This window comes from Flavobacterium psychrophilum (assembly GCA_001708385.1).
Classification (GTDB): Bacteria; Bacteroidota; Bacteroidia; order Flavobacteriales; family Flavobacteriaceae; genus Flavobacterium; species Flavobacterium psychrophilum_A.
Window position 1 is genome coordinate 3,138,825 of the sequence record CP012388.1, and the last position, 20,624, is coordinate 3,159,448.

The following is a 20,624-nucleotide window of genomic DNA, read 5'->3' on the forward strand; positions in this document are numbered from 1 at the left end:
AGCTTGTCTATTTAAAGGGTATTGTCTTTAAAATATTTACCACAGAACTGCTTATATATTGCACGCCTATAGCAATTACAATAAAACCTATTATACGGGAAATAGCCACTATACCAGATGCTCCCAGTATTCTTGAAAGGTAATGTGCACTGCGCAGCATTAAAAAGATAACCGCTGCCACGGCACCCATGGCCAGGCAGGCAATAACCTGTTGATCGAAATGCTGATAATCCTGGTACATGGCAATAAGTAATGATATAGATCCCGGGCCTGCAAGCATTGGTATGGCAAGCGGGGTAAGGGCAATGTCGTTTCTTTTTTGGGCATCGTTCTCTACCTCTTTGTTTACACCCCTTTTTTTGCTGAATTTACCGGTAAGCAGCGAAAACCCTGAGTTAACGATAATAAAACCTCCAGCTATCCTTAACGCATCTATACTAATTCCAAAAAAGGCAAGCACATATTGCCCGATAAAAAAAGAGATGATAAGAATTATAAAAACATTTACCGCTGCCCAAAACGATATTCGTGAACGTTCCGCCATACTGTCGCTCATAGTGAGTCCAACAAAAATTGGCACTGCACCAAGCGGGTTGATTACAGAGAACAATGCTGCAAAAATGTAAATAAATAATTCCATAGGGTTAGTTTGGTTTTATTGGCAAAAGTATGGTTTAACGGCTATTCGGGCTTTTCTAAATTATTAAATTGTGACCCCATATAATAACAAATAGAGAGGTTTGGTTTTGCAGCAGAAATAATTGTTTTTTTCTGCTTTCTTAAATATTTTCAAGATACAAGATAGCAATTATTTATGATTCTTAAATAGACAAAAAGAAGAGAAAGTGTCTTGAGTCTATTTATAGATTAACCGCCTTAGGCTCTGGGGGTTTAATTTTTAAAATAGCTGAAAAATAATTACATTAGTAAATAAGAACAACACACTAACTGGCATTGCCAGCTAATATCCTACATTACTTATGAAAAAAGTTTTGCTTTTACTTTTGTTTATAAGCACACTTTCCTGTAAAAAGACAGAAGTGGCAAGAGAAATAATTAAAGAATTTTCGGAAAACAGGTGGCAGGCAACCGACATAAAAAAATTTGAGTTTAGTGTAGATAAAGATATCGCAGAAGCTGATATTAAACTGTTATTTTCACATATACATGAGCCGCAATATGAAATGGTTTCGGTATCTATAATACTTGAGAATCCAAGAGGCGAGATGGAAAGTATCTATAATAACTTTCGGGTTACAGATGAGAATGGCAAAAACCTTTCTGAGTGTGCAGGAGATATATGTGATTTTTATACAATTATAAAAGAAAATATAAAGCTTGAAAAAGGTGTATATAAAATAACGGTAGAAAATAAATGCGCCGGTTCTTACCTGCCAAATGTGCTGGCTTTAGGGGTAGTAGTGGAAAGCAAGAACTAGCGATTAAAAAGACTACTTAATGTTATAAGGCCGTGAACCCATTGAGTGGCGCTTCTACAAGAAGTAATATTGCATTTTCAGACAATGCCTCCAGGTCAATTTCTTCAGAATTCCATAACGCCAGTCCATCACGTTCTTCAAGCAGGCTTCCCTGGACGTTAAACGCTCCGCTGATAACAAATACGAAAATGCCATTGGTTTTGTTTGCGGGATTATGCAGTACTTCTTCGCGTGCATTAAATATTCCTATTTGTGCAGACATTCCGTTATGGAATGCTTCGAATAGTTTATGAAATGTATTACGAACAGAAAGGTCGGTCTGGGCGATCATAAAATCTTTTAGCGAAAAGAGCTCTGATACTGCAGCATGCGTAAATGTAATGTACAAAAAGTTTATCATGCTGTCCTCGTAAGGGTTTTTTATACTAATAGTTCCGCCGCCGGAACTATGGTAGGTAAAAGCCTCTCCAGGAACTATAACCTGTGGTATATCGCTATTAAAATGACACTCAGCAGCTCCTACCAGAGGTAACACCATAATTACAGTACCGGCATCTAAAGACCTTTCAATAATTTGCTGTGCGGCAAGCGTTTCGTCATTCAGGACGGTAAGCGTGCTAAACGGTGGTTGTAAGGGATCGTTAAATTCATTAAAGTTAAAAGAGGCATGCAGCCTGTGGTTTCCGTTCTCCGTAAGCCCCCTTTTTTGGGCTTTGAAAATTTGTGCGGGACTTTGATGTATCATAGTAGGGGACTGATTATAAATCAAATTTAGTTGTGAGCATTTAATTATAATTTTTTTTGAGGTAAACGCATCTTATTTAAGGGCAAATGCTTTTTTTAGATAATTTATTTGCTGAAATTGCTGAATAATATGAAAGTTACCTAGGCATGAAACAGTTCCAGTTCTTACTTATTTTACTATTTATTGTTATACCGGGAGCTTATGCCCAGGTTATTTCGGGTTACATATATGATGAAGTTGAAAATAAACCTTTGGAAGGTGCCTTTGTTTATCTGGATGGTACGACCATAAATGCCAGTACCGATGCCAGGGGTTATTTTACATTAAAGCCGGGTACAGTATACAATGTCCCGCTTATTGTAACCTACGTAGGTTTTGAAAACTTTGTATTGGAAAATCCTTTTTCTTACAAAAAAACGGTAAAAGTTTTGCTCCGCGAAAGTAGTATTCATCTTGATGAAGTAGTAATAAGTAAAAACCTGCCTTTTACGCGTAAGCAAATGCTAAGGGCTTTTAGGAAGCAGTTTTTAGGAACCACTGCATCCGGTAGGTCATGTGAAATACTGAACGAAGATGATATTAGGCTAACCTATAATCTTTCAACAAATACATTACAGGCGCGTAGCGCGGTGCCACTTCGTATAAAAAATAAAAGACTGGAGTATAATATCGCCTTTAACCTTGTCGATTTTCAGGTTTCTTATAATACACTAACACTTTCGGATCTATATTTAAACAAGAGTTTCTTTGCGGGCACTACGGCATATTCGGATATTTCTAAAAAAGGATCGGCAGATAAAAAGCGCAGGCAAGCCTATTTGGGTTCTACGGTGCACTTTATGAAAACAATGGCTGATAATACCTGGCAAGAAGAGAAGTTTCAGTTGTATGTAGACAGGTGGCCTGCCAATCCGGATAATCATTTTGAAGTATCTGATTCGCTTTCGTTTAAAAAAATAATATCCCTGGACGATGCCAGAGCTCCTGCAAAAGCAAGTTATCTTATGGATGCCGGAGGAAAAAAAGAAACAGTTAAACATAAACTGCGCCAGCACTATTCTATTTTGTACGACAGGAAAGACCAATCCGGTTTTGAACTTACCGATGGTAAATTTTATATCGACAAGAACGGACTTTTTATTCCCATACAGGGTATCACTTTTAGTGGCTATCTGTCAACACTTCGGGCGGGCGATCTGCTTCCTTCCGATTATCAATATAAGCCCTAAATGTTAGCATAACTATAAAAAAGGGGGAAAATAGACCTTTTTTTGATATTTTTATTAAAAAAGAAGCTATGGGAACTCCAAAGAAAACACTTGTAATGGGCGCCTCCACCAATCCTGGCAGGTATGCTTATAAGGCTATAAAGATGCTGGAACGTTTTGGGCATCCGGTTGTCGCGATTGGTAGAAAAGAAGAAAGCCTGGATGGCGTAAAGATAGAAAAAGAGCATGTGCCTTTTGATGAGGTAGATACAATAACCTTGTATCTTAACCCTATGAACCAAAAGCAGTACTATGATTATATCTTAAGTCTTAAGCCTGAACGCGTTATTTTTAATCCTGGTACAGAAAATCCTGAATTGTACTCGCTGCTAAGGCAAAACGGGATAGATATAGAAGTTGGCTGTACACTTGTAATGCTATCTATAAACCAGTTTTAATGGGGAGTACTTTTTTACTCACGCATAGCAATAGCAGAAAAGTGATTAAACCATTTACCACTATTAGTTCATTATCAAAAACATAATTTCCGAAGAATAAAGAAGAATTAAGGCTTATGAATAAAGTAATGAGTGGCGATGCTATGCATATAAATGGTACCATTTTATCTTTTACAGTATAGTTTTTCATGAACAGACCAAAAGAGTATAGTCCTAATAGCGGACCATAGGTATATGATGCTATCCTGAATATCATGCTTACTACCGAATCGTTGTTAAGCACGTTGAATACAATTATTACAAGGAACATAAGCAGTGAAAAGCCTACGTGTACAAAATGCCTTGTTCTTACATTGTTTGTTTTGGCAAGATTTTCTGCTTTATCCATTCCCAGGAAGTCAACACAAAAAGAGGTGGTAAGTGCGGTAAGTGCAGAATCTGTAGTGGCAAAAGTAGCAGCCGTTAGACCTAACAGAAATATTACGGATGGTACAATAGTAAGGTAGTTGAATGCTATTTCAGGAAAAAGAAGGTCGGTTCTTGGATTGCCTAAAGCATCGGTCGGTATAGCAATGCCATTGTTGTTGGCATAGATGTAAAGTAATGCACCAACTCCTAAAAAGAACAGGTTGATGATTACGAAAATCCCCGTAAATGTAAACATGTTTTTCTGCGCTTCGCCTATATTTTTACAACTCAGGTTTTTCTGCATCAGATCCTGATCGAGGCCAACCATGGCTATAGTCACAAATATTCCACCCAGTATCTGCTTTACGAAATGGAATTTGCTTCCGATAAAATCTTCGAAGAAGAATATTTTGGAGTAATTGCTGTTTTTTACGGTTTCAAAAGCTTCGGGGATACTTAGGTTTAAGCTGTCGCAGATAAAATAAATGGTAAAGAATACAGATGACACTAAAAAGAAGGTCTGTAAGGTATCTGTAATGATAATGGTTTTTAATCCACCTTTGTACGTATAGGCGAATATTAATAATAGAGATATTAATACAGTTACCCAGAAGGGTATCCCAAAGGCGTCAAATACATACCGCTGTAAAACAATAACCACCAGGTACAATCTAAAAGCAGAGCCTATAGTACGGCTGATGAGAAATATCATTGCTGATGTTTTATAACTGTAATAACCCAGCCTGCTTTCTATATAGCCGTAAATAGAAGTCAGGTTTAACCTGTAATATAAAGGCAGAAGCACTTTTGCGATTATAATAAATCCTATAGCGTTACCCAAAATAAACTGGAAGTACTTAAACTGGGCTCCACTAGGTGCACCTACCTCTCCCGGTACCGATATAAAAGTAACTCCTGAAAGGGCGGTGCCTATCATACCGAAAGCAACAAGGTACCATTTAGAATTTTTATTCGCCTTAAAGAAAGTGTCATTACTACTGTCTTTTTTGCTTACCAGCCTTGAAATAAGAATAAGTATGCCAAAATAAATTACAATTATAGAGAGTATGGTTATGGGTTGCATAGTGTATAGTTTGTAATACAAAACAAGTGAAAATTATTTCAAAAAACTAAGGCTGATGAAATTTGTGTGGGTTTAATGTAAATAGGGGCTTGTTTACTACCTTTGCACTACTATGGAAATGTCTTCTAAATTACTGGAAAGGGCTGTTGCCGAAATATCGCAGCTGCCGGGTATAGGCAAGAGAACAGCGCTTAGGCTGGCGCTTCATTTATTAAAGCAGCCAACCGAGCAGACATTGCTGCTTACCGGAGCTTTACAAAAAATGAGGGAAGAGATTCAGTTTTGTAGACAGTGTCATAACATTAGCGATGTTGAAGTGTGTCAGATATGCGCTAATACTACCCGTGAACGTTCTGTTATCTGCGTTGTAGAAGATATTCGTGACGTAATGGCAATTGAAAACACTAACCTTTTTAAAGGTACCTACCATGTTTTAGGAGGTAAGATATCGCCCATGGATGGTGTTGGTCCAAGTCAGTTAAATATAACAACATTAGTGGAAAAAGTTAAAAGCGGTAATGTTAAAGAAATCATTTTTGCTTTGAGTTCTACAATGGAAGGTGATACTACAAACTTTTACATCTATAAGCAAATTAAAGAGTATGGTGTTGTAACTTCGGCGATAGCAAGGGGTATAGCTGTGGGGGATGAATTAGAATTTGCCGATGAGGTAACCCTGGGGAGAAGTATATTGCACCGTGTTCCGTTTGAGAATTCTATGAGGAATACTTAATAGTTTACATATTATTCCCGTTAATATACCTATAAATAAGTGTAAATTACACTAATTAGTACTTATATTTGCATTCTCAGTATTTATGAGTGTATAATGTTAAAATATTCATGCAGAACAACTTACAAGCGAAAATATTAATAACCGGTGGTGCAGGATTTATTGGATCCAACTTATGCGACCATTTTATAGCGAAGGGTTATCAGGTTGTTTGCCTTGATAATTTTGCAACAGGCTTCAGGAAAAATATTCAACACCAATTATCGAATCCTGATTTTACCCTTATCGAAGGCGATATCAGGAATATGGAAGATTGCCGAAAGGCCGTTGAAGGGGTTGCTTATGTTTTGCATCAGGCAGCACTGGGATCCGTTCCAAGGTCAATTAAAGATCCGATAACTACAAACGATGTTAACGTTGGTGGTTTTTTAAATATGCTTACCGCTAGTCGGGATGCAGGCGTAAAACGTTTTGTTTATGCAGCGAGTTCTTCTACTTATGGCGATTCCGAAAGTTTGCCGAAGGTTGAAGATAAAATTGGTAGTCCACTTTCTCCTTATGCAATAACAAAATATGTGAATGAGCTTTATGCCGCTATATTTAGTAAAACATACGGTATTGAAACGATAGGACTGCGCTATTTTAATGTTTTTGGCAGGCGACAAGATCCAGCAGGTGCATACGCGGCTGTCATCCCTAAGTTTGTAATGCAATTCATGAAACATGAAAGTCCGGTAATAAATGGCGATGGCAATTATTCCAGGGATTTTACTTATATAAATAACGTTTTGGAGATGAATGAGTTGGCAATGTTAACTCAAGAGCCTGACGCTATAAATACTGTTTACAATACGGCATTTGGAGATAGGACAACACTTAGAGAGCTTGTAGAATACTTAAAGAAGTACCTTTCAGAATACAATATAGCAATAAAAAACGTTGATGTTATCTACGGTCCTGAAAGGGCAGGAGATATTCCGCACTCGTTGGCAAGTATCGATAAAGCGAAAAGATTACTAAATTACAATCCGCAGTATTCTATAAAACAAGGCCTTGAGGAGGCTGTTGATTGGTACTGGGAGAATTTAAAAGCAGACTAGTAATAAGCTGCACTTTATAATATGAATATAGCTATTATAGGATTAGGCTATGTGGGACTGCCGTTGGCAGTAGCAATGGCTAAAAAGCATACAGTTACAGGTTTCGATATTAATATTGGCAGGATAACAGCGTTAAATAAATTTAAGGATTCAACACTTGAAATAAGCTATGAAGAATTAAAACAAGTTGTTAAGACGGAAAAGACTTCGGGAAATGGCTTACATGTTACTAGTAATATTGATGATATCAAAGATTCTCAATATTATATTATAACTGTGCCAACTCCGGTTGATAAAGATAATAGCCCTGATTTGGGAGCACTTTATAAAGCCAGTGAAACTGTAGGTAAAGTTTTAAGTAAGGGAGATATTGTAATTTACGAATCAACGGTTTATCCGGGGGCTACGGAAGAAGAATGTGTACCGGTACTGGAGCGTGTAAGTGGATTAATATTTAATGAAGATTTTTTTGCAGGCTACTCCCCTGAAAGAATTAACCCTGGCGATAAAGAACATACGGTAGAAAAGATATTAAAAGTAACATCTGGCTCGACACCAGAAGCTGCTCTAAAGGTTGATGCACTTTATAAGTCGGTTATTACAGCAGGTACCCACATGGCACCTTCAATTAAGGTTGCTGAGGCTGCAAAGGTTATAGAGAACTCACAGCGTGATATTAATATCGCGTTTGTAAATGAACTTTCTAAGATATTTAGCCGTTTGGATATTGACACGTATGCAGTGCTCGAGGCTGCCGGAACGAAATGGAATTTTCTGCCGTTTAAGCCGGGATTGGTAGGAGGGCATTGTATAGGAGTAGACCCGTATTATTTAGCTCAAAAGGCTCAGCGTTCAGGCTATAATCCTGAAATTATACTTGCGGGAAGAAGGCTCAATGACAGTATGGGCGAATATGTGGCTTCTCAGTTGGTTAAAATGATGATAAAAAAAGGCATCGAAATTAAAGATGCCAGTGTTTTAATGCTTGGCGTGACATTTAAAGAAAACTGTCCGGATGTTAGAAATACAAAAATTATTGACGTAGTACATTCTTTACAAGAATATGGTATAAATGTTACTATTTTCGATCCGTGGGCTAGTCCTGAAGAGGTAATGCATGAGTACGGCTTAGAGACGATAAATGTCTTGCCTAAAGAACAATTTGAAGGTATTGTACTTGGTGTTTCACATAATGAATTTCTAGAGCTGGACTATGCCGGATTAAGAAAAGAAAACAGTATTCTGTTTGACGTTAAAGGTGTCTTGGGCGAAATGGCGGATGGAAGGTTATAAAATAAACATAAAAGTAAAATAATATTTAAAATAATAAGAACTGTTAAAAATTAAGAGTTAAAGATTGTAAGTTTGCTGAACTAAGTAAGTGTTTTTTTAATTCATTTATATACAGGTTTTTATAAATATTCGAATAGCGGAGAATGACTAAGATTAAAAATATTTGCTGTATTGGTGCTGGTTATGTAGGCGGTCCAACAATGGCTGTGATAGCGCACAAATGTCCGGACATTAAAATTACAATTGTAGATCTTAATGCAGAGAGGATTGCGGCGTGGAACGATGAAGATGTGAATAATATTCCAATTTACGAACCGGGACTTTCCGATATTGTGGCTTCAGCGCGCGGAAGAAATCTTTTCTTTTCTACAGATGTGGAAAAAGCTATAGATGAAGCCGATATGATATTTATTTCGGTAAATACTCCAACAAAGACTTACGGTGTTGGGAAGGGTATGGCTGCCGATCTTAAATATATTGAGCTTTGCGCCAGACAGATAGCAGCAGTTTCTAAAAGTGATAAAATAGTAGTTGAGAAATCTACGTTGCCAGTAAGAACTGCCGAGGCAATAAAAAATATATTAGACAATACAGGAAATGGTGCTAAGTTTCAAATCTTATCAAATCCTGAATTTCTTGCCGAAGGCACTGCTGTTGAAGACTTATTAAATCCGGATAGGGTATTGATAGGAGGAGGTACAGATGCAGAAGGCCAGGAAGCGATTAATGCACTTGTAGAAGTGTATGCGAACTGGATACCTCAAGAAAGAATACTTACAACCAATGTATGGTCGTCTGAACTATCCAAGCTAACCGCTAATGCATTTCTGGCTCAAAGGGTTTCTTCAATCAACGCAATGTCTGAGTTATGCGAGAAAACCGGTGCTGATGTAAATGAAGTTGCAAAAGCAATAGGTATGGACAGCAGGATTGGGTCTAAATTCCTTAAATCGTCTGTTGGTTTTGGCGGTTCGTGTTTTCAGAAGGATATCCTTAACCTGGTATATATTGCTAAATCGTACGGCCTTAATGAAGTCGCTGATTACTGGGAACAGGTGATCATTATGAACGATCACCAAAAACAACGTTTTGCATCTAACATTGTAAAAACGCTTTATAATACTGTGTCTGGGAAGAAGATAGCCTTTTTAGGATGGGCTTTTAAAAAGGATACTAATGATACGCGGGAATCGGCAGCTATTTATGTAGCCGATAATTTATTGAATGAACAGGCAAACATTACTGTTTATGATCCGAAAGTAAGTGAAAGCGCTATATATAAAGATCTTGATTATCTTGACTCCAGAAATCCGGAAGCTAACAGAGCTGGTTTAGAAGTAGTGACCGACGCTTACGAAGCCTGCAAGGACGCTCACGCTATTGCTGTACTTACAGAGTGGGATGAGTTTAAAGATTACAACTGGCAAAAAATATATGATAACATGAAAAAACCTGCTTTCGTATTTGATGGCAGGAATATACTTGATGGAGACAAGTTGTCTAAAATTGGATTTATATTTCAGGGAATAGGTAGTTAAGAAGTAAAACTCATGAAAAAAATTCTTATCACCGGTGGTGCCGGTTTTATTGGATCTCACGTTGTGAGGCGTTTTGTAAAAAAATATCAGGATGTACATATTTACAATCTTGATGCGCTTACATATGCAGGTAACCTGGAAAATATTAAGGATATTCAAAATGAACCCAATTATACTTTTGTTAAGGGAGACATTACCGATGCCGAATTTATAAATGATCTATTTCAAGAGCAAAAATTTGATGGTGTACTTCACCTGGCTGCGGAGTCCCACGTTGACCGCTCTATAAAAGACCCTCTTGCCTTTGTGAAAACAAATGTTATTGGAACAATGAATTTGCTTAATGCGGCAAAAGATTTGTGGAAAGGTAATTTTGAAGGTAAGAGATTCTATCATATAAGTACTGATGAGGTGTACGGTACATTGGGCGCAGAAGGATTGTTTACAGAAACTACTGCATACGATCCTAATTCACCATATTCAGCTTCAAAGGCAGCTTCAGATCATTTTGTAAGGGCATACGGTGAAACCTATGGGCTGCCTTATGTTTTAACTAACTGTTCAAATAATTACGGGCCTTATCATTTTCCGGAAAAATTAATACCCCTGTTTATAAATAATATTATAAATAACAAGCCTTTACCGGTTTACGGTGACGGCAAATATACCCGCGACTGGCTTTTTGTCGAAGATCACGCAGTGGCTATAGATTTAGTTTTTCATGAGGGAAAAAATCATGCGACATACAATATAGGAGGCTTCAATGAATTGCAGAATATCGACTTGGTAAAACTATTATGTTCTATCATGGATAAAAAACTTGGTCATCCGGAAGGTACTTCAGTTAAGCTAATCACTTATGTAAAGGATAGGCCGGGGCACGACCTGCGATACGCTATAGACGCGTCAAAGATCAATAAAGAACTGGGTTGGAAACCATCTGTGACATTTGAAGAAGGACTTGAAAGGACTGTTGATTGGTTTTTAAGTAATCAGGAGTGGCTTAATAATGTCACATCAGGTGCCTATCAAAAATATTATGACAATCAATACAGTGTTTCAGAGTAATGGAAATTGAAAAGACAAAATTGGAGGGGTGTTTTATCCTGAAGCCTCAGCAATTTCATGATGACAGAGGTTATTTTTTTGAAAGTTTTAATGAATCTAAATTTCAGGAGCTTACAGGTACTGCTACGAGGTTTGTCCAGGATAATCAATCGTTCTCAACTTATGGGGTTTTAAGAGGGCTTCATGCCCAGGCCGGGGAACACGCTCAAGCTAAATTGGTAAGGGTATTAAAAGGAGAAGTGCTTGATGTGGCAGTAGATGTTCGTAAAGGCTCGTCAACTTTTGGTGAGCATGTTGCTGTAAAACTTAGTGCAGAGAATAATCTTCAATTGTTTATTCCAAGAGGCTTTTTGCATGGATTTGTTGTTCTGTCGGAAACAGCTGAGTTTTTTTATAAATGCGATAATTATTACAATAAGGTTTCTGAAACTGGAGTTGTTTATAATGATGCTGCGATTGAAATCGACTGGATTGTACCACAGGAAAAAATAAATTTATCTCAGAAAGATGTTATACTACCGGTTTTGGCAGATGTATATAGTAAATAATATAAAATGAAAACTATATTAGTTACAGGAGGTGACGGACAGTTAGGACAATCGATCCGTGCAGTTAAAGAACAACATGGAAAGGGCTATAATTTTGTATACCTGACATCATCCGATTTTAATCTTACGAATCCATTACAGATGGAGCAGGTTGTTAAACAATACGCTCCTGCATATATTATAAATTGTGCAGCGTACACAGCTGTTGACAAAGCAGAGACTGAGAAAGAAAAGGCTTTTGCTGTTAATGCGCACGGTCCGTCTGACCTGGCAGCAATATGTAAACGTGAAGGTGTCATACTGATACATATTTCTACCGATTTCGTTTTTGAAGGATCTGTACCGATACCTCTTACAGAGGAAATGGAAACCGTTCCAGCTGGTATTTACGGCGCATCTAAGCTTGCAGGTGAGAAAGCTATTTCAGAACAAATGGATCAGTATTTTATCCTCCGTACCAGCTGGCTGTATTCTGAATATCAGAGTAATTTTCTGAAAACGATGATTCGCTTAGGTAATGAAAGAGAAGAGTTATCGGTTGTTTATGATCAGGTGGGATCGCCAACCTATGCAGTTGATCTTGCTGAAATGATTATAGCTATTGTCAATTCTTCATCAGAAGCATTTGGGGTTTATCATTACAGTAACGAAGGAGTAGCATCCTGGTATGATTTTGCCTTCGAGATATTCAAATTAGGAAAACAAACCATACGATTAATGCCAATCAACTCGTCACAATATCCAACACCGGCAAAAAGACCCGGATATTCTGTTATGAGTAAAGATAAAATTAAGGCTGAATTTAATGTTACTATAAAACACTGGTCTGCTAGTTTGACTATGTGTATGCAAAATATAAATTTATGAAAGGTATCATACTCGCGGGTGGATCAGGAACAAGGCTTCATCCTTTGACGATTACTGTCAGTAAACAATTGTTGCCAGTTTACGATAAACCTATGATCTATTATCCATTATCTGTATTGATGCAGGCAGGTATAAGAGAGATATTAATTATTACCACTCCAAGAGATCAGCAGGCATTTAAAGATTTGCTAGGTGATGGTAAGCGTTTAGGTTGCCGTTTTGAATATGCTGTTCAGGAACATCCTAATGGCCTTGCACAGGCCTTTATTATTGGCGAGAATTTTATAGGTAGTGATAAAGTAGCACTTATACTTGGGGATAATATTTTCTACGGGACCGGACTGGCCGATTTATTACAGGCTAACAATAACCCTGATGGGGGTATTATTTATGCTTACCATGTAAAAGATCCCGAGAGGTATGGTGTAGTAGAGTTTAACGAAGATGGAAAAGCTGTTTCGATTGAAGAGAAACCAAAGGAACCAAAATCTCATTTCGCTGTTCCAGGCATTTATTTCTATGATAACGAAGTTATAAGTATAGCAAAACAAATCTTGCCAAGTGAAAGAGGGGAGCTTGAAATAACAGATGTTAACAGAGAGTACCTTAGGCGTGGTAAGTTGAGCGTAAGTGTGCTGGATAAAGGTACAGCATGGCTTGATACCGGTACTTTTCAGTCTTTAATGCAGGCTTCTCAGTTTGTAGAAGTCATTGAAGAGCGCCAAGGGCTTAAAATAGGTGCTATTGAAGGTGTGGCTTATGAAATGGGTTATATTGATAAGACAGAGTTTAATGAGCTTATTAAGCCGTTTATGAAAAGCGGTTATGGAAGAAATTTGGCAGGTTTGACGAAGCCAATTTAGCGTGCCAAATCATCTCATCAGAAAAATTTGTTAAAACATTTATAATTCTTATATGATAAATTGTATGTTAGACAATAACGAGTACTTTTGTGGTGCAATTTATTTAAATATTAGATGTTAGATTCTCTAATTACTTCAAAAACCAGATTAAGACTTCTTGTGAAGTTTTTTGTCAATGCTGCCAACGAAGGACATTTAAGAGGTCTTGCCACTGAATTTAGCGAATCAACTAACGCGATTCGTAAAGAGTTGAATAATCTTTCTGATGCCGGCTATCTTGAAAAAGAGAATGTTAGCAATAAGGTAAGATACAGGGCTAATGAAAAACATCCATTATTTTTATCTCTTCAAAATATTGTCAGGAAATATCTTGGGCTTGATGTAATTGTTGATCAGGTGCTTGAACGCATGGGCGATGTGAAAAAAATTATCCTTATTGGTGATTATGCTAATGGATTGGATACAGGAACGATAGAAGTTGTTGTTGTTGGAGATGTTTTAAATGACGATTACTTTAATAATTTATCTCTCAAAATTGAAGAACTGATCAACCGCAAGGTAGTGTTTATATTATCTACTGAATCGCGGGATGGTTTAGTTGTTTTTGAGAATTTATCTAAATAAGATTTTAGCTGTATAATGAAAAAAATTCTAATTGTATTTGGAACCCGTCCGGAAGCTATAAAGATGGCGCCCTTGGTAAAAGCTTGTATCAACGAAGCTCAGTTTATTACAAAAGTTGCAGTAACGGCTCAACATAGGGAGATGTTAGATCAGGTTCTTGATTTTTTCGAGCTATCACCGGATTTTGATTTAGACCTGATGAAACCGAATCAGAATCTTTATACATTAACTGCTGATATAATAACAGGATTAAAGCCTGTTCTTGAGGATTTCAAACCAGACTACGTTTTTGTTCATGGTGATACTACAACTACAATGGCAACCAGTATAGCTGCGTTTTATTCGGGGGCAACTGTATGTCATGTTGAAGCAGGTTTGCGCACAAATGATAAATATTCACCGTTTCCTGAAGAAATTAACAGGCAGATAGCGGGTAGAATTTCAGATATTCATTTTGCCCCTACATCAACTTCTAAAGAAAACCTTTTAAAGGAAAATATAGAAGAATCTTCAATACTTGTTACAGGAAACACTGTAATAGACGCGTTATTGGATAGTGCAAAGCGTGTCGAAAATATAGAAAATGAAGAAATTGATTTTTTAAAGAAGAACGTAGATTTTTCAAAAAGGATCATCCTTGTAACTGGTCACAGGAGAGAAAATCACGGAGAAGGGTTTATTAATATTTGTGCAGCATTAAAAGAAATTGCGCAAAGGAATCCTGATGTACAGATTATTTACCCGGTGCATTTAAATCCTAATGTAAAGGGGCCTGTCTATGAAATTCTGGGTGATATTTCTAATATAAAATTAATTGACCCTCTGGCTTATCCAGCTTTTGTATGGTTGATGAATCAATCAACATTAATAATTACCGATAGTGGAGGAGTTCAGGAAGAAGCGCCAAGTCTTGGTAAACCTGTATTAGTAATGAGGGATACTACAGAAAGACCTGAAGCTGTTTCGGCAGGTACTGTAATTTTAGTAGGTACAAACAAAGACCTTATAGTTGAAGAATGTACGAATTTACTAACCGATACAGCACGCTACCAAAGTATGAGTGCGTTACATAATCCTTATGGTGATGGGAAGGCATGTGAGCGTATAGTTGAATATATAAAAAACCATCAAACTAAAACCAAATAATTTCAATTCAATCAATTAAAATGGATCAAAAAGTTGTTACAATAGGCTTAGGGTACATAGGTTTACCGACATCGGCATTAATTGCTAATAATAATATTCACGTACACGGTGTAGATATCAATCAGAGTGTTGTTGATACTATAAATGCCGGAAAAATACATATAGTTGAGCCTAGTCTTGACGAAGCTGTTGCTAAGGCGGTTGCAGCGGGGTTTCTTACTGCCAGTACAAAACCGACCGAAGCAAATACGTACTTGGTTGTTGTCCCAACGCCATTTAAGGGTAATTATGAGCCGGATATTTCTTATGTTAAAGCGGCTACCACCGCTATTTTACCATTATTAAAGAAAGGTGATTTATATATAATTGAGTCGACATCACCTGTTGGAACTACAGACAAGATGATGAACTATATTTTTGCCGAACGTCCCGAACTTAAAGGTGAAATATTCCTGGCGTATTGTCCGGAGCGTGTATTACCGGGTAACGTTATGCATGAATTGGTGTACAATGACAGAGTTATTGGTGGTGTTGATGAAGCATCAACAGATAAAGCCGTTGCATTTTACAGCCAGTTCGTTAAAGGCGAACTTCATAGAACTAATGCTGTTACAGCAGAAATGTGTAAGCTTACTGAAAATTCATCAAGAGATGTCCAGATTGCGTTTGCAAATGAATTATCCCTGATTTGTGATAAGGCAGGTATTAACGTATGGGAACTGATTAAGCTTGCGAACAAACATCCGCGTGTTAATATACTTCAGCCTGGCTGTGGTGTGGGCGGTCACTGTATCGCTGTTGATCCTTACTTTATCGTTTCAGACTACCCGATGGAGTCACGTATTATAGGTAAAGCCAGAGAAGTAAATAATTACAAGTCGTTTTGGTGTGCAGAAAAAGTAAAAACTGCAAAACTTGAATTTCAGGTTAAACACGGTAAACTGCCAAGGATAGCGGTAATGGGACTTGCGTTTAAACCAAATATTGATGATCTAAGAGAATCTCCGGCAAAGTACATTGCTCAGAAAATTATGCAGGATATGCATGACGAAGAGTACTTTGTTGTTGAACCGAATATCGAAGAACACAACGTTTTTAAACTTACAAACTATAAGGAAGCCGCGGAAAAAGCAGATATAATTGCTTTTTTGGTAGCTCACGATGAGTTTAAAACTTTGGAAATACCTAAAGATAAAGTTGTATTGGACTTTTGTGGGGTGCTTAAATAAGTTACCTACTAAATGAAAAAATTTTTATTAAACAGCGGTATTTTAGCTCTACAACCTTTTATTACAAAAATAATTGTATATTTTGTATTACCCCTTTATACTCTGTGTTTAACGCCAGTACAATTTGGAGAGGTTGAATATTTATTAGCGATTGGAGTTTTTTTCAAAACTTTCATAAGCATGAGTATGACTAGCTCTTTTTGGAAGTATGTTGGTGATAATCAAAGATGGAAAGAAGGAGAAGTAGTTTTTAGCATATTGCTTATATCTAGTGTTTTAGGTTGTGTTATAACACTGCTGTTTTTTCTATATTGTTGTATCTTCCAAGATTTTAAAGCCATAAACGTAAGCCTTATAATATACTTTGTAAGTGAAATTATTTCACTAGCTTATATGGTTGTTAATTTGGTTATCAGGAATAATTTTAATGTGAGGAAGTTTTTATTCATTACTTTTTTATATGTTGTTACTTTTGTATTGTGCAATTATTTATTCGTATACTATTTAGATCTGGGCATTAAGGGAGTGTTTTATAGTTATTTACTTTCGGCAAGTATAGTTTTAATTGGAGCTGTTAGTATTTTGAAAGATCATATCGTTATAAAATTTGATAAGTCGTTAATTTTTGATATTTTGAAGTATAGTTTTCCATTAATGTTAACAAATCTGATTGCTATAATAATAATGTTCAGCGATAGAATACTTATTAAAAATTTAAGAGGAAGCTATGAGTTAGGTATATATTCCTATGGGTTTAAGTTTGGTTCGCTAATCAAAAGTGTTGTTATTGATGTGTTCTTTATAATATGGAATCCTATTAGATGGAAAATTTATAGGAATCCCAATGGAGAAAAAATATTTGCTGTAATTTCAAAAGCAATTTTTATCTTGTTTCCAATTGTTGGATTTTTAACCGTAATAGTGAGTAAATTCGTGGGTGAGTTATTAGCTGTGAATGATGATTATACAACAGGTTTTAAAATTATTCCCTTCATTACTTTTGGATATATTTTCTATGGATTGTACTATTATTCTTCTATGGGATTACTTTTTAAAGATAAAACAGGTCTAATCGCTAAAATAGTCTTTAGCGTTTCTTGTTTTAATGTCATTCTTAACTTTATACTTATTACTGGTTTTGGATATATTGGTGCAGGACTGTGTGCATTCGTTACATACATAGCTATGTTCTTTCTAGGACATTTTTATTGCAATAAATATTATAACATTGGTCCAATTAATTACAGTTCCGTTTTGCTAATGATTATTTATCTTGCAGTCACTATGTTTATTAGCGTAAATATATTAATTGATATAATTTTAGGTTTAGGCTTTATTTTTATGTTATTGATTCTTAATATTAGAAATTTAAGATATATAAGGAGTAACTCATCATTATTAGTTAAAACATTAACAGAAGCTTACTAATATGTATATGACGAAATTTTATAATAAGATTATTCGATTGTATGAGTTATTATCAAAAGCTTTATTAAACACGAACTATAAGAGTTATGGTTGGAAAGCAACTAAAAACCTCAATATTTGGGAATATCTAGATATTCCATTTAGTTTTAATTCAGTATACATACTGCAAGGAATAGAACCCTGCATTAGCGATGTCCAGGGTCTCTTCAGTACGGATCAAATATCCGGAATTGAAATTAATAATTCAAAATGGTCATTTTTATTAAATCTAAAGAATAAAAAGGGACTCGATGTAAAATTTTTGTGGGATTTATCAAGATTTCAATTTATAGAATTTTTGCACGAATTTAAACATCCCGAAGATCTACAAAATCACGCGAAAAATAGGTTAGTATTCTTAAAGTACATCAAAAATTTTAAAAGATTCAACAAGCCTTATTGTGGAGCTAATTGGATGTGTACAATGGATGTGGCGATTAGGGCAGTGAATATATTATACTTAAAGTCATATTACAATACTGTTCAAAATAATGATGATTACAACGAAGAAATAAACGATTTGTTGATAAATCACCTATTTTATATTCGTAAAAATTTGGAATGGGTTCCGAAAAAAAGAGGTAACCATTATTTATCTAACGTTTGTGGAATTCTTATTCTAGCATCGTCTTTTGATTTGACAAATGACACCAAATTGCTTCTTGATTTTGCAATTAATCAATTTGTTAAAGAGTTAGAATTACAAGTTAATGAAGATGGATCATATTTTGAAAATTCTACAGGTTATCATCGTTTATATTTAGAAATGCTTTTTTATACATTGATATTTATTGAAGCCTCATCTTTAGAAATTAGGTCATTCTTATTTGAAAGTTTAGAATTAAAATATAAAAAAGGTGAAAATTTTAAAGAATTTATTGAAATCTACTTTCACCCATTATTACGAAAAGGTATTCTTTTCGCTAAAGCTATAACTTTACCCGATGGTACATTCCATCAAATTGGAGACAATGACAGCGGTAGATTTATAAATCGGGATAACGTTTGGGTTGGACAATATAAAGATAAATATTATAATACCAATATCAGAAATTCTTTTTATTCTGTTATGAGTGACATCGATCTTTATTTAAAAAGATGGTATTTGGATACTTCTACACAATTATTTGATTTGAACTTTTCCCAGCATAAATACAGCAAGGATTCTCTTGTAAAATTTAATTCTAATAATATCGCTATAAATAATGGCCTAAATTTAGAACGATTTTCTTTTTCTGGATTCGGTCTTTATGGATTTAGAAATGACAAATTCTATCTCGGGTTTAGATGCGGATTTGATAAAAAAAGTAAAACTGTGCATGCACATGAAGATCAACTTTCATTTGAAATTCATGATGAAGAAAATGTTAACTTGGTTTATAAGGATAAAGGGAGTTTTACATATACACGCGACATAGGAATGAGAAATTTGTTTAGATCTTCGAAATCTCATTTAGTTCCCGTATTTTCAGATATTGCGCAAGGGAAAAGTTCTGGAGTTTTCAATTTTGAATATAATGGAGAATTTTATCTAAATAATTTTGCAGAGAATTCAATTGAAGGCATATGGGTAATTGATGATAGGGTTATATTAAGAGAAATAATTATTGAATCTGATAATGTTGTAATAAATGATTATGTTAACCGGGAAAATATGCATTTGGTCAGGCCTAATAGCTGGTCGGGTCAAGGATTAAAATTTTCTCCAGAATATAACGTAAAAATTGACTTATGAAAGTAGTACATATAGGTATACATTATAACCCTTCCAGAGGGGGGGGGAATTTGAGGAATTCAAGATTGATAAAAGAATCGGCTTACCTTACGCCAAATGACGATATATATATAATATCATACGATTATAAGATAGCGTTTATAAATACAATACCAAATGTACATGTCTATATCTCCAATAATGTTTTTAAACAACTCTATTATCTAATAAAGCTATGTTTAACTAATAAAGTAGATATTATACACTGCCACAACCCTAGGTTGTTCTTCCTTGTTTCGCTCTTGCAATTTAAGGCAAAACTTATTTTAGAACTGCATAGTTTTCAAATTCTCTCAGGGATTAAACAGAAAATGTTTGCATTAACCTTGCATAAAGCTCACAAAATTTTTGTGCTTGGTAAATACGGACGGGATCTATTGATGAAAAACTACAATATTTGCCATGAAAAAATCTCTATAATACCTAATGGTTTTACAGTGACAGGTTCACAAACGTATGTCAATAACGAACGTAGAATTAAAGTTGTCTCATATATCGGATCGTTTTATGAATGGCAAGGTGTTTACAATTTTGTTGAAGCCGTCAAAATTTTTTTAAAAAAATATAATGACGACAATGTCAGGTTTTTAATGGTAGGAGCAGGCGTTGAGTTTGAAAATGTTAAAAAAAAGATAACTCAATATAATCTGGAAGCCAAGATTATTTTGACGGGGCATGTTAGTCCTGACGATATAGAAGGATATTGGAAAGATACTGATATATTTGTAATTCCCCGACCTTCTACTCAGGCAACAGAATCTACTGTGCCGCTTAAAATTATGGAGGCATTTTCGTATGGAAAGTTTATTATCGGTTCCGATGTAAAAGGGGTTAGTGAACATATTAGTAATAATTATAATGGATTGCTTTATAGTCATAAGGATTTAAATATGTTGGCTGATAAAATATATATTTCGGTTACAGATAATGATTTATACGACAATATTTGTCAAAATTCGATTCGATATTGTAAAGAGTTATTGTCTTGGGAAAGTGTGGCTAAATTAGTTTTGGAAAATTATAAAGAGTAGA

Annotated in this window: 20 protein-coding genes; 17 read left to right on the forward strand and 3 right to left on the reverse strand. The window is 35.5% G+C overall.

The genetic code is table 11. From position 1 onward, the window contains the following. Positions 1-7: 7 nt before the first annotated feature. The gene (locus ALW18_13780) at positions 8-640 is read right to left on the reverse strand and encodes an antibiotic resistance protein MarC (protein ID AOE53500.1); all 633 of its coding nucleotides are present in this window, start codon (positions 638-640) and stop codon (positions 8-10) included. 340 nt (positions 641-980) lie between these two features. Here ALW18_13780 and ALW18_13785 point away from each other — a divergent pair, with 340 nt between their 5' ends. Then, a complete protein-coding gene (locus ALW18_13785; protein AOE53501.1) occupies positions 981-1,439 on the forward strand; it encodes a hypothetical protein in 459 nt (152 codons plus the stop codon). A 22-nt stretch (positions 1,440-1,461) separates the two neighbouring features. Here the strand turns inward: ALW18_13785 and ALW18_13790 are convergent, their stop codons facing one another. Further along, entirely contained in the window at positions 1,462-2,160 is a 699-nt protein-coding gene (locus ALW18_13790) for a hypothetical protein (GenBank protein AOE54417.1), read from the reverse strand. A 170-nt stretch (positions 2,161-2,330) separates the two neighbouring features. Here ALW18_13790 and ALW18_13795 point away from each other — a divergent pair, with 170 nt between their 5' ends. Together ALW18_13795 and ALW18_13800 are read left to right on the forward strand one after the other, a co-directional pair. Further along, positions 2,331-3,413: a hypothetical protein gene (locus tag ALW18_13795; GenBank protein ID AOE53502.1), complete on the forward strand. Its 1,083-nt coding sequence runs from the start codon at positions 2,331-2,333 to the stop codon at positions 3,411-3,413. A gap of 68 nt (positions 3,414-3,481) precedes the next feature. Next, complete coding sequence (locus ALW18_13800; GenBank protein ID AOE53503.1) at positions 3,482-3,850, forward strand: CoA-binding protein; 369 nt, start codon at positions 3,482-3,484, stop codon at positions 3,848-3,850. Here ALW18_13800 and ALW18_13805 read toward each other — a convergent pair. Next, positions 3,834-5,342 (reverse strand): sodium:solute symporter, encoded by a 1,509-nt coding sequence (locus ALW18_13805; GenBank protein AOE53504.1) that lies wholly within the window; start codon positions 5,340-5,342, stop codon positions 3,834-3,836. The genes ALW18_13800 and ALW18_13805 overlap by 17 nt on opposite strands. Positions 5,343-5,454: 112 nt before the next feature. Between ALW18_13805 and ALW18_13810 the strand changes: the two genes are divergently transcribed. From ALW18_13810 to ALW18_13875, 14 genes are all read left to right on the forward strand, one after another. Then, complete coding sequence (locus ALW18_13810) at positions 5,455-6,075, forward strand: recombinase RecR (protein AOE53505.1); 621 nt, start codon at positions 5,455-5,457, stop codon at positions 6,073-6,075. A gap of 110 nt (positions 6,076-6,185) precedes the next feature. Continuing rightward, entirely contained in the window at positions 6,186-7,175 is a 990-nt protein-coding gene (locus tag ALW18_13815) for a Vi polysaccharide biosynthesis protein VipB/TviC (protein ID AOE54418.1), read from the forward strand. Positions 7,176-7,196: 21 nt separating this feature from the next. Continuing rightward, positions 7,197-8,468: a UDP-N-acetyl-D-galactosamine dehydrogenase gene (locus tag ALW18_13820; GenBank protein ID AOE53506.1), complete on the forward strand. Its 1,272-nt coding sequence runs from the start codon at positions 7,197-7,199 to the stop codon at positions 8,466-8,468. Positions 8,469-8,611: 143 nt separating this feature from the next. Then, positions 8,612-10,006 (forward strand): UDP-glucose 6-dehydrogenase, encoded by a 1,395-nt coding sequence (locus ALW18_13825; protein AOE53507.1) that lies wholly within the window; start codon positions 8,612-8,614, stop codon positions 10,004-10,006. Between the two features lie 12 nt (positions 10,007-10,018). Continuing rightward, complete coding sequence (locus ALW18_13830; GenBank protein ID AOE53508.1) at positions 10,019-11,074, forward strand: dTDP-glucose 4,6-dehydratase; 1,056 nt, start codon at positions 10,019-10,021, stop codon at positions 11,072-11,074. Continuing rightward, complete coding sequence (locus tag ALW18_13835) at positions 11,074-11,622, forward strand: dTDP-4-dehydrorhamnose 3,5-epimerase (protein AOE53509.1); 549 nt, start codon at positions 11,074-11,076, stop codon at positions 11,620-11,622. The genes ALW18_13830 and ALW18_13835 overlap by 1 nt, the downstream gene beginning before the upstream one ends. A 6-nt stretch (positions 11,623-11,628) precedes the next feature. Continuing rightward, positions 11,629-12,489: a dTDP-4-dehydrorhamnose reductase gene (locus ALW18_13840; GenBank protein AOE53510.1), complete on the forward strand. Its 861-nt coding sequence runs from the start codon at positions 11,629-11,631 to the stop codon at positions 12,487-12,489. After that, the gene (locus ALW18_13845; GenBank protein AOE53511.1) at positions 12,486-13,352 is read left to right on the forward strand and encodes a glucose-1-phosphate thymidylyltransferase; all 867 of its coding nucleotides are present in this window, start codon (positions 12,486-12,488) and stop codon (positions 13,350-13,352) included. Before ALW18_13840 ends, ALW18_13845 begins: the two co-directional genes overlap by 4 nt. A gap of 114 nt (positions 13,353-13,466) precedes the next feature. Next, entirely contained in the window at positions 13,467-13,976 is a 510-nt protein-coding gene (locus ALW18_13850; protein ID AOE53512.1) for a transcriptional regulator, read from the forward strand. Positions 13,977-13,991: 15 nt separating this feature from the next. Next, positions 13,992-15,122, forward strand: coding sequence for a UDP-N-acetylglucosamine 2-epimerase (locus ALW18_13855; protein AOE53513.1), 1,131 nt, complete (start codon positions 13,992-13,994; stop codon positions 15,120-15,122). A 20-nt stretch (positions 15,123-15,142) separates the two neighbouring features. Next, positions 15,143-16,351 carry a UDP-N-acetyl-D-mannosaminuronic acid dehydrogenase gene (locus tag ALW18_13860; protein AOE53514.1) on the forward strand — a complete coding sequence of 403 codons (1,209 nt, stop codon included), beginning with the start codon at positions 15,143-15,145 and terminating at the stop codon, positions 16,349-16,351. Positions 16,352-16,363: 12 nt separating this feature from the next. Then, on the forward strand, positions 16,364-17,779 hold the full coding sequence (locus ALW18_13865; protein ID AOE53515.1) for a hypothetical protein: 1,416 nt from the start codon (positions 16,364-16,366) through the stop codon (positions 17,777-17,779). Position 17,780: 1 nt separating this feature from the next. Then, a complete protein-coding gene (locus ALW18_13870; protein ID AOE53516.1) occupies positions 17,781-19,553 on the forward strand; it encodes a hypothetical protein in 1,773 nt (590 codons plus the stop codon). Further along, positions 19,550-20,623 carry a hypothetical protein gene (locus tag ALW18_13875; GenBank protein ID AOE53517.1) on the forward strand — a complete coding sequence of 358 codons (1,074 nt, stop codon included), beginning with the start codon at positions 19,550-19,552 and terminating at the stop codon, positions 20,621-20,623. Before ALW18_13870 ends, ALW18_13875 begins: the two co-directional genes overlap by 4 nt. Position 20,624 lies beyond the last annotated feature (1 nt).